A 10309-nucleotide genomic window follows, 5' to 3' on the forward strand; every position below is an offset into this window, starting at 1 on the left:
CGGAACTCGAGATTTACGAGCGGAACTCGAGATTTACGAGCGGAACTCGAGATTTACGAGCGGGAACTCGAGATTTACGAGCGGAACTCAGGATTTACGAGCGGAACTCGAGATTTACGAGCGGAAACATCAAGAATTACGCGAAAAACAGCTTCATTTAAGCCGAAGCTGATTCATTAGCATCAATTAGAATCTACTAGCAGAGACCTGAGAACAAAAATTCTCAGGTCTCTCATGTTACATATTATTTTAAAACAGGCCAGAATTCTTTGTTTGCTTCAATCAGATCATCCAATACCGTTTTGGCAACTTCTGCAGAAGGGAATGTTTTGTTTAGGACAAATGCTTGCAACGCCTTCTGGTATGATCCTTCAAGTGCCGCTTCAACGATTAGCTTTTCAGATGCGAGTTGCTGCTCGATCAAGCCTTTGTAGAACAAGCCAATTGGCTCCAAACGGATCGGTTCAGGTCCTCTGCTTGTTACGTATGCTGGAATCTCTACCATCGCATCTGCAGGCAGGTTCGGGATCGCGCCATTGTTTTCCACGATCAGCAGGAAGCGTTCACGACGGTCAAAAGCGATCGACATCGCGACATCCACAATAAACGTACCGTGGACACCGACATTGAAGCCTTCCTTAAATTCCCCTGTTTCTTCGAGATGCGCGATTGAATCAAACAGATTCTTTTCACGGTTATCCATGACGCGGTTAGCTCTAGTGTATTCTGGATTTGTTTGTTCAACCACTGTTTGTGGGATCAAATAATACTGCAAGTAAGAGCTCGGCAAGTATTCAGGGAAAAGCTGAAGCATTTTCGCGACATTCGTATGTGCCTTAATCCAGTCAACATCGGAGTGCTGCAAATCCTTCGACTGCTCTGGTGTCACAAGGCCATGGACGCTCATGTATTCACGCAATTCGTTCATGCGGCTTTCGCCTTTTACGTATACGTCGGTAAACCAGCCGAAATGGTTTAAGCCAAAATAATCTACTTCAATTTCATCCTTTCCACAGCCGAGAATTTCTGCCATGCGGAGCATCATTCCGATCGGCATATCGCATATGTTTAAGATTCGGGCATTTGGACGCTCTTTGCGGATTGCTTCTGCAACGATCGCTGCCGGGTTTGAGTAGTTAATGATCCAAGCTTGTGGAGCATACTCTGCCGCAAAATCACTAAGCTCGATCATTGGTGCGATTGTCCGCAGTCCGTATGCCATTCCGCCTGGCCCGCATGTTTCCTGGCCGACAATTCCATGACTAAACGGAATTTTTTCATCCTTCTCACGCATCGCGTTTCCGCCGACACGCAGCTGTGCAAAGATAAAGTCAACATCTTCAAAAGCAGTTTTTGGATCGGTCGTCGCGCAGATTTTTACGTTCGGATCGAATTCTGCAACGACTTTTTCGGTAATTAATGCAACTTTACGCTGACGTTCTTCATTAATATCATAAAGGCTAATTTCGCTTACCGGGAACTCATCCTTCTTTAGCATTAACGCTTTTGCGATTCCTGGCGTATAAGTGGAGCCTCCACCGGCCACGGCAATTTTATACGTTTTCATATCAATGCACCTCATCTTCTTTGATAGTTACTGTTCTAGCTGACGGTCAACGGCTTCGCGATATTCAGACACTTTCATACCGAATACAATATGAATTTCTTCTTCGGATGGCTGTGACATACCGAGCGAATCCGGTACCTTTTTGAGCGCTTCCTTGTTTACTAGTGATGGGTCATGAACAAACACCCTTAGCCGCGAAATACAGTTTGTATAATCTTTAATGTTTTCCTTGCCGCCCAGATGCGCAATCAGGCTTTTCGCAACTTCATTTTTATCGGCTTTTGATTTAATGAGCTTGGAAGCTTCTACTTCCGCTTTCAAAACTTCCTCAGTATCTTCTTCCGGCTCGCGTCCCGGTGTCATAATATTGAATTTTTCAATATACCATTTGAACACGAACATATAGATGAAGAACATCGCGATGCCAACGAGTGTAACTGGAATCCATGTTGATTTATGCCCCTGGAAAACACCATTGAAGATCAGTTCGATGATGTTGTTTCCTCCTAAATAAGACGCGCCGACAAGGTCAAGGAACGCAAATGATAAACCAGTCAAGGCGGCATGGATTATGAATAAACCGGGAGCCAGGAACATGAATAAGAATTCGAAAGGTTCTGTTACTCCAGCGAAGAAAGAAGCACTTGCCGCGGAAATCGCGATAACCTTTGCCCGGTTTTTGTTTTTTGCAGCCAGGTAAATACCAATTAAGGCACCCGGTACACCAAATACTTTTATTGGCGTTGCACCCTGTCCAAGCCAAACGCGGGTAATATCGGAAAGATCTCCGCTAAATTGGCCGCAACCAATCGCTGCTGTTGTAATCGCTTTTGTTCCGGTAAAAACCTCACCACAAATCTCCTTTGTTCCGCCAACAGGCGTAAAGTGCGCGAGCGAGTACCAGACATGGTGAAGACCTGTAGGAATCAAGATCCTTTCAATAAATCCGAACAGGAATGACCCAACAACGCCTGCTCCTGTAACGAGTTTGGCGGCACTGTAAATGCCATTACCGATGATTGGCCAGATAAACGGAATCGCAATCCCGACGAGCATAAAAATGAATCCAGTGGCAATCGGCGGAAAATGCTTGCCTTGATAAAAGCTGAAAATCAATGGCAATGATTGATTTTTATAGCGTTTTGTTGCCCATGCTGCCACCGTACCAACGATCACACCGCCAAGAACGCCTGTATCAATCGTTTGGACACCAAGCACCATCGTCTGCATCGCTTTTCGCATATCAAGAGTTTGGGCAATACTGACCATGTTGTTATCACCGACAACGACATCGGGACGGATTACCATTCCAAAACTCGACATCGTTAAACTGGAGAAGGTAATCATAAATAAATAACCGACGATCGCCGAAAATGCCGCAAGTTCTTTTGAACCTTTCTCAGACATCCCAATCGCAATCGAGACTGCGAACACGAGCGGCATAAACCGGATGACCACAAGTCCGGATTCGCTCAACGCATTTGCGATAAATTGAATCCAAGGGCTGCCCAGGAACGGAGCCGCTTCAATAAAGTGCGGATTTTTCAGAACCGCCCCGAGTGATAGTAGCAGCACGAAAAATGACATAACCGCTACGGCTAAAAGAAATGATCTTCCCAGCATCGAAAAATAACTTTGTAATTTTTTCTTCATAGAATAACCCCCTTTTAAAAACCTTTTTGTATAAATGATTGCGTTTTCAACACCGTAACTATAACACAGTCTTTTTCGAATTCTGCTATTCTTAAAACATGTTTTTTCGTCAGCCTATCTGTTTGAAACATGTTTCAACATTGCCTTATTGCATAGAAACAGACCACTTGCTTCGGCTACTATAGTGGTAGATAGATCATGCTTCTTTTTAGGAGGAGAAACAAGAATGACAAAACATTATGATATTGTCGTAGTTGGCGGAGGACCGGCTGGAATCAATGCTGCTGTTGCTGCAGGGCGTAAAAATAAAAAAGTATTGTTGATTGAAAGACATGGTTTTCTTGGAGGCATGTCAACAATTGCAAGCGTTTACCCATGGATGACCTACCATACTGAGAACGGGACACAGGTGATTAAAGGAATTGCCGAGGAAATTGTCCAGCGTTTAAAGGAGCGCGGTGCTTCTCCTGGACATCTTCGCGATACATGCGGATTTGTTTATAGCGTAACGCCTTATGATCCCGAGGTTTATAAAGTGCTCGCCGTTGAAATGCTTGAAGAAGCAGGAGCCGATTTATTGGTCCATAGCTTTGTGGATGATGTGGAAGTAGAAAACGATCGCATTCAATATATAGAGATCACGTCAAAATCCGGCAGGCAAAGAGTTTATGCCGATATGTTTGTCGATACTTCAGGCGATGCCGATATTGCTTACTTGTCGGGCGCTCCAACTCTCAAAGGCCGGGATGAGGATCAGAAAACACAGCCATTGACGATGAAATTTAGAATGAGAGGCGTCGATCTCGAGAAAGTGAAGGAGCAGATGATCCAGCATCCAGAAAACTTTTTCAAAAAAACTCCTTTTGCAGAGCTGCCTGATCTTCCGTTAACCTCGGTTCAGGGCTTTTATAAAGAATGGAAGGAAGCCAACCTGCCGATTAACCGCGACCAGGTTCTCTTCTTTGCCGGTCCGGCTGAAGACGAAGTTCTTGTCAATATGACGCGGGTGCAGGATTTGGATGGCACAAAGATTGAGGATTTAACAAAAGCGGAGTTTGAAGGCCGAAAGCAAGTGCTTATGGTAGCGGACTTCCTTAAAAAATGGATTCCCGGCTTTGAAAAAGCATCCATCTCCAGCACGGGTGCCCAGATTGGAATTCGTGAGTCACGGAGAATTGATGGGCAGTATGTGTTAACAAAAGAGGATGTTGTCGCCGGCCGAAAGTTTGATGATGTGATTGCGAAAAGCGGCTATCCGATCGATATTCATGCTCCGAGCGGCAGCGGCATGGAAATCGCCTGGGTTGAAGGCGACGGTTCATTTGATATTCCCTACGGATGTTTACTTCCGAAAAAAATTGAAAACTTGCTTGTAGCAGGCCGCTGCATGTCCACTTCCCATGAAGCACTGGCGACAACCAGGTTAACACCAAGCGCTATGGCTGCCGGTCAGGCAGCGGGCACAGCAGCTGTACTCGCCCTGACATCAGGCACAACACCAGCAAGGATCGATGTAAAAGAACTCCAAAAGCAGCTTGTTGAAGACGGTATGGTTTTAAGTGTTTAAAAATAAAGGATCCAATCATCATAGTAGTTTTTTATAAGGCAGGGGTACTGTAGGTAGAGGCCTAACAAACTTCAGTAATACTAGCCGAAGCATTACTGTGTTCATTAAAGACAGGCGAACAATATCCAAAAAAGTAAAGGGCCGGACAAAGTTCGGCCCTTTACTTTTTTGGTTTCATCCGTGAAGATCGGGGAATTTTGTGTTTTTTCATGAGGCTTTCAAACTTAAACTCTACTTTTCCCTCTTAGCCCTATCTTGGGGTTACCGGCTTTACCGATATCGCCGGAGAAGTTGTCGTAATGATACAGCCCTCAAGGTCCTCTGCATGTAATAATCCGAGATTAATTGCGGACTTAATCTTTACATCATCCGGTTTTTTTACTATTTTAATGAGGTCATTCATTTGCAATTCTTCTAACCTTTTTATTGTTTCTTCGTCATGAAATTTCTCTGTTTTTCGTATTTGCCTTTGGAGTTTGTAGCCACTTATTGTGATTTCTCCTTTATCATCAGTTCCAACTTGATCGTCAAAGTAGTGATGAAAAATATCCTTTAATTGATTCATTTCCAGTTCAATTTCTTTTTTCTTTTTATTCAGCTCATAATATTTGACCAGCATTTCCCCTGTTATCATTTTTCAAAAATCCCCCCATAACAAATCGATATTCAATCTTATGCGTTATGGGGGAAACTATTACATGAAGTTGAGCTTAATTTGCTCCGGATAATCACAGTTTGCAACCTCTGTATTGTTGGACTTGAAAGCCCCCAGCTTATCGCTCCATACACGCTTAAAACCTGGATAGTGATATTACGGGGGAAATTAGTGTATGATGAGAATATGCGTCATTAAAAACACTCAAAATACCCAGACTATAGAGGTCAAATCTGTAATCTTATAGAATCAAAGGTCAAAGGGAGAGATAGAAAAAACATGAAATGGATTTTTCCGGTGCTGTCTTTTATTGGGGGGGTTGCGGTCGCCTTTCAGGCACAGATTAATGGTGGGTTAGGGAAAAAAGCAGGTGCATTAGAGGGGGCTTTTATTTCGTTTGCAATCGGTACTTTGGCCTTATTCTTTCTCGTTCTGTTTTTTGGAAAAGGAAATCTTGGTGTCGTTTTTTCAGTGCCTAAATGGCAACTGGTAGGAGGTTTGCTGGGAGCGGTTTATGTCAGTGTGATGATTCTCGTTGTGCCTCATATCGGTGTTGCACCAGCATTAATCGCCGTTATTGCTGGACAATTAATCTTCGGAGTGATTATTGATCATTTTGGTTGGTTTGGGGGCACGCCTATTCCAATCAATTTTAAAAAAATAGTCGCTATATTCCTGTTATTTGGTTCATTATTTCTATTTAACTCTAAATGAAATTTGAATTCAAAAAGCAATTGCTTGTAAGGAATCTATGTTACAGAACCATGGTTTCATGTTCGACAAGATGAAAAATCACACATTCTGAACCAGTGTGATTTTTCGTTTTGCTCAAAACAAAAAGAGCATCTTTCGTTCTTTTTTAATGATCTGAATCTGCTTTGTTTACTGCTTTACGAGTTAAACGTGCATTATTTAAGCCTGTGTCGCTAAATGAGTCGTCGCTATTTAAGCGCTCACCTATCGGCCCTCCATCCATATCATCATTTTTTCTGTTTAGAGTACCTGCAGGTCTGTTGCTCTCTTGAGTCATGGGCTTCCCTCCTTAAAGTGATATCCCCCATATTATCTGCTGTCCGAAATTTTCCTATACAAAGCTGATATTCTTCCACCATTTTTGCAATCAAAAATATTCGCTCGATAAGAAAGGAACCAGTCAGACATTATGCAGACTACCTGAGCAGTTGGAAAATTTGGCCCCGATGATGCGATTCATGTTCAATCAAATGTTAGACAAGCCACTCTGATGTGGTTGATGTTCCTCCTTGATTACAGCCCATAAAAAAAACCGGGCATCCAAACCCGGTGAAAGTGTTGTCTATTCAATGTGTGCTCCTTATCGATCCTGGCGTGGATCCCTTTCCTTTCCAGTTTTCAAATCTATCACTTTTACAGGGTTCTGAGGTGCCTGAACGGTCTTATTTTTTGGCGCAGCTTTATTATTTTCAACCCAATCAATTAGCAGATCAAAAGCTTGATGAGCGTATGGCAATAAAGGCTGAAGTTTCTTATCCGGATCGGTTGAACTATTCCAGACAAGACTGTCAACGTGATTTCCCTTCTCTATCGTGTACAGGCGATGCAGATCCTGTTTTCCCGCTTTTTTAACAAGTTTTTGATATCCCTCGGCATGAATCTCTGGGAAAATGAGAGAATCAAGTGAACCCGTTATACTGATTAGCGGCACATCAATATCCCCTGTATTTGATATCTCCCTGATGTTTTCTTTAACCCGTTTTGGACGGGTCTCATACTTGTAATGTTCAAAAATATGATCATAGGTACGGTCCCTGACCCCGTTGACAAAGTTTAAATAGTTTTTCCACTCAATTCGGCCTGGTGCTTCCGGATCGAAATGATCACGGTATATATTTAAAGTGACAAACCAATACACCTGGTCATGATAGGCCCATAATTGTTCCGACCCTTTTGGCAACCCTGCTTTATACATTGCTTTGACTGCTTTTGTCTGTTCTTTTCCAGTTCCATAAATCGCTTCTTCGGCATTGTTGACGATTGTTGTTAACGAGCTGATCAGATTAGGCGTTTTTTCAGTCCATAACACCCCTTCCCAGTCAACCCCGCCGTCAAACAGACGCGGTTCCCCCGTTTTTTCGGGTCCATCATGTTCAAGCGCATAGCGCACTACGTAGCCGCCATTCGAAATGCCCATCGCATATGTAGGGTACCCGGTGATTTTCGGTTACTAAATCACTTGCTGGATTGGCAGTATCGGTTGGGCTAATCAGCTTGTCAGCAAAATGTTCGATTAAATAATGTTGTGCCGCTTTTGTTACTTGGCGAAACCGCATATTCCATTCAGCAACACTATCATCCTCGTTCACCAATGCATTTTTCACCTTTGCAAACGGGTCAGACGGATCGGCTTCTCCTTGAGTTCCTTTATCTATTGCCGCAAATGCGTAACCTTTTTCTAAAACAAAATCGCTGAATAAAAGATCGGTGGAGGTTTCATTTCGGGTAGCCGGGATTCCGGAAACGACCAGTTTGCCATTCCAATCATCCGGGACCCGAATCACAAATTGCGCATCCTCAAACATTCCATTCACCTGGGTTCCCGTAATCGATGCTGGCTTATACATTTGATACCAGCCTGTACCCGCTTTTGAATCTCCCCAGTTATAAGGCGCTAACCCAATATTTCCAAACAACGTAGCCTGTTGAAACTGTTTTGGATTTTTCGTCGTCAGCCAATTATTTTCTTGGCCATTGAAATAAGTTTCAGTCACAGAATGAGCCCCGGGGATAAGTGATTCCGTTGTTTGTCCAGCGGCCATTCCTCCCGGATACACGGCCCAAATTAGAGAAGATGCCAAAGTAAGCGCTAACATTTTTTGTTTCAAACCAATCCCTTCCTTTCTAATTTACGGAATATTCTTTTAACTTCATGGTTTTATTCTACTTTTTATTTTCTACTCATACATGGGTCTTTTGTCTGTTTTCATTCACTTTGATCACCTGCTAAATCGCTTTTCAATGGTATTGCCTGTTCTTAAAATCCTTCCATAGAACGAATCATTAATAGCCGATACTTATCTTCATTAAAATATAAAATTTTAACTGTTTCAGCGTAGGAGAAAAAATAAATTTTTATTAATTTAGAATATCAGCACACTCAAAGGGACGGATTTTTGTTCTAATTTCTATTAACTTTTTCATCAGATCACAGATTGGAACCATTTAAGCAATAATAAAAACCGCATCCGTTTAAATCACGGGCGGCGGTTTGGGTTAGAGGATCTATCGGCAGTTATGTCGTGATATGGCATGATCATTTGTTCCGCTTTTTCATAACCCAGATTGCTTATTTCTTTCAATAAATCAGGGATAGCTTCCTCAGGGTAGCCATAATCACGAAGCAATTGTTCTATATTCTCCATCCATCACACCTCCATTAAAAGTTATTCCCAACTTTAAACAAAACTCCAATAAGCTCTTTCCGCCCACTATGTTAACAAGAATAACTCGTCACATATTTCTCCTAAGAATGGGTATATATAAAGCAATGCAATTGTGTCAAAGCCTTAAAAATTGAACAAAACGGAAAGGAAGAATAGAAATTGGCACAAATGACTATTTATGTCAAAGAAGCTGTAAATGAACAACCTATTCAAACATTAGAAACCATTCTTTCGCAAATGGATGGTATTGAAAGGGCGTTAGTAGACATTGAAGATGGTGAAGTAAAGATCACATATGATGAAACTCAGGTTGCCCAGGAAAAAATCAAAACAAGGATCGAGCAACATGGGTTGCATGTTCTTGAATAAGTCATCTTATGTGTAACGAAATAGAGAGATACTTGGTCCCTATTACCATTCTACGAGCGATCGGAATTACCAGAATAATTAGTGGAAACATCCCCAATGTCTTAAAAAAGTTGGGGCTTTTTATATCAATTTCGGCTCTTTAATTGATTAACTATCCATATTCTGGAGCTTCGCTTATAATCCTCCGCAAGAAGAATTTCGATTATTTGATGTTTGTACTTCATGTTCTTCCGTGTCCTTTGAAACAGATTCTAATCCATATCCTGTGGAACTGATTTCTAAAACTTCTTCATTACTTCGATTTCGATGTTCTTTCTGCCCTAAATTGTCTTTTTCCATTATGGTACCTCCATAAATGAGTCATTAGTTGTATGGACTTCTAAAGATTTAATGTATGAGAATCCGTTTATTAGATAAATTCGGCCCTTTTAAAACGGAACTCGGCGTAGGTATCTCCAATGTTGATCTTTTATATTGTTCCGGTTTGGCAACAAGCCTATACGAAAAGATTGTTCCAATGCTGCATACACAATTACAGCCAGCAGAGTGTATTTTGCAGCTCAAAAAAAACCATTATATTGGTCAAGTAGCTGCTTAAAATGTGGCCGTTTTCATATGCTAAAAACAGGAGGTGAAGATATGGCTGACCGAGACAATATGAACAAGACCGCAGACGTTGACCAGAATGTTACAAACAGTGCCAAACTTGATGACGGTTCACTTCATGTAGTACATAAGAACGGAGAAGCAACAGATGACTTTCTACTCAAAGTTGTTAAAACTGGGGGTTACAGAACCATGACGAATGATTAGAGAATGATCTCTGATCTCAAGCTGGTTTAAAAGGGTACCCCACGCATAGGGGAAACATCTATGGGCAACAATATGCATCTACAAGACGGGCCGCTTCTTTGCGGTCCTTCATCACCTGGATGAAGGACTTTTCCCCAGTTCACTTACCTCGTTTTGTCCTTCATTGCCTAGATGAAGGACTTTTCCCCAGTTCACTTACCTCGTTTTGTCCTTCATCACCTGGATGAAGGACTTTTCCCTGGATCACTTGCCTCCTTTTGTCCTTC

The 10309-nt window shown here is 42.1% G+C and carries 12 protein-coding genes and 2 pseudogenes; 6 read left to right on the forward strand and 8 right to left on the reverse strand.

Features of this window, described 5'->3' with window-relative positions; genetic code table 11:
- Positions 1-180 (forward strand): hypothetical protein (locus CU633_RS22810; protein ID WP_180954923.1); only part of this gene is annotated, 180 nt, incomplete at its 5' end.
- 64 nt (positions 181-244) lie between these two features.
- Here CU633_RS22810 and CU633_RS10205 read toward each other — a convergent pair.
- Both CU633_RS10205 and CU633_RS10210 read right to left on the reverse strand, forming a co-directional pair.
- Positions 245-1567 (reverse strand): 6-phospho-alpha-glucosidase, encoded by a 1323-nt coding sequence (locus tag CU633_RS10205; RefSeq protein ID WP_101660066.1) that lies wholly within the window; start codon positions 1565-1567, stop codon positions 245-247.
- Between the two features lie 27 nt (positions 1568-1594).
- On the reverse strand, positions 1595-3220 hold the full coding sequence (locus CU633_RS10210; protein ID WP_101660067.1) for a PTS transporter subunit EIIC: 1626 nt from the start codon (positions 3218-3220) through the stop codon (positions 1595-1597).
- Positions 3221-3446: 226 nt separating this feature from the next.
- Between CU633_RS10210 and CU633_RS10215 the strand changes: the two genes are divergently transcribed.
- Positions 3447-4787 (forward strand): FAD-dependent oxidoreductase, encoded by a 1341-nt coding sequence (locus CU633_RS10215; RefSeq protein WP_101660069.1) that lies wholly within the window; start codon positions 3447-3449, stop codon positions 4785-4787.
- A gap of 250 nt (positions 4788-5037) precedes the next feature.
- On the opposite strand, the gene CU633_RS10220 is transcribed toward CU633_RS10215, so the two are convergent.
- Positions 5038-5421 carry a hypothetical protein gene (locus CU633_RS10220; protein ID WP_101660071.1) on the reverse strand — a complete coding sequence of 128 codons (384 nt, stop codon included), beginning with the start codon at positions 5419-5421 and terminating at the stop codon, positions 5038-5040.
- Between the two features lie 300 nt (positions 5422-5721).
- Between CU633_RS10220 and CU633_RS10225 the strand changes: the two genes are divergently transcribed.
- The gene (locus CU633_RS10225; protein ID WP_101660073.1) at positions 5722-6156 is read left to right on the forward strand and encodes a DMT family transporter; all 435 of its coding nucleotides are present in this window, start codon (positions 5722-5724) and stop codon (positions 6154-6156) included.
- A gap of 145 nt (positions 6157-6301) precedes the next feature.
- On the opposite strand, the gene CU633_RS22815 is transcribed toward CU633_RS10225, so the two are convergent.
- From CU633_RS22815 to CU633_RS22820, 4 genes and pseudogenes are all read right to left on the reverse strand, one after another.
- Positions 6302-6472, reverse strand: a complete 171-nt coding sequence (locus CU633_RS22815) for a hypothetical protein (protein ID WP_180954924.1) — start codon at positions 6470-6472, stop codon at positions 6302-6304.
- Between the two features lie 139 nt (positions 6473-6611).
- A pseudogene (locus tag CU633_RS10230) lies at positions 6612-6668 on the reverse strand (DinB family protein); the annotation flags it as partial.
- A 107-nt stretch (positions 6669-6775) separates the two neighbouring features.
- Positions 6776-8237, reverse strand: a pseudogene (locus CU633_RS10235) (alpha/beta hydrolase).
- 435 nt (positions 8238-8672) lie between these two features.
- Positions 8673-8840, reverse strand: coding sequence for a hypothetical protein (locus CU633_RS22820; RefSeq protein ID WP_180954925.1), 168 nt, complete (start codon positions 8838-8840; stop codon positions 8673-8675).
- Positions 8841-9029: 189 nt separating this feature from the next.
- On the opposite strand from CU633_RS22820, the gene CU633_RS10240 reads away from it, so the two are divergent.
- Positions 9030-9230 (forward strand): heavy-metal-associated domain-containing protein, encoded by a 201-nt coding sequence (locus tag CU633_RS10240; RefSeq protein WP_257958621.1) that lies wholly within the window; start codon positions 9030-9032, stop codon positions 9228-9230.
- Positions 9231-9404: 174 nt separating this feature from the next.
- Here CU633_RS10240 and CU633_RS22825 read toward each other — a convergent pair whose 3' ends face one another.
- Entirely contained in the window at positions 9405-9569 is a 165-nt protein-coding gene (locus tag CU633_RS22825; protein ID WP_180954926.1) for a hypothetical protein, read from the reverse strand.
- A gap of 55 nt (positions 9570-9624) precedes the next feature.
- Between CU633_RS22825 and CU633_RS10245 the strand changes: the two genes are divergently transcribed.
- Both CU633_RS10245 and CU633_RS22830 read left to right on the forward strand, forming a co-directional pair.
- Complete coding sequence (locus CU633_RS10245) at positions 9625-9828, forward strand: hypothetical protein (protein ID WP_101660077.1); 204 nt, start codon at positions 9625-9627, stop codon at positions 9826-9828.
- Between the two features lie 41 nt (positions 9829-9869).
- Positions 9870-10043 carry a hypothetical protein gene (locus CU633_RS22830; RefSeq protein WP_180954927.1) on the forward strand — a complete coding sequence of 58 codons (174 nt, stop codon included), beginning with the start codon at positions 9870-9872 and terminating at the stop codon, positions 10041-10043.
- The last annotated feature ends 266 nt before the right edge of the window (positions 10044-10309 follow it).

This window comes from Bacillus sp. V3-13, assembly GCF_002860165.1.
In the GTDB taxonomy this organism is placed as follows: domain Bacteria; phylum Bacillota; class Bacilli; order Bacillales; family Cytobacillaceae; genus Bacillus_BJ.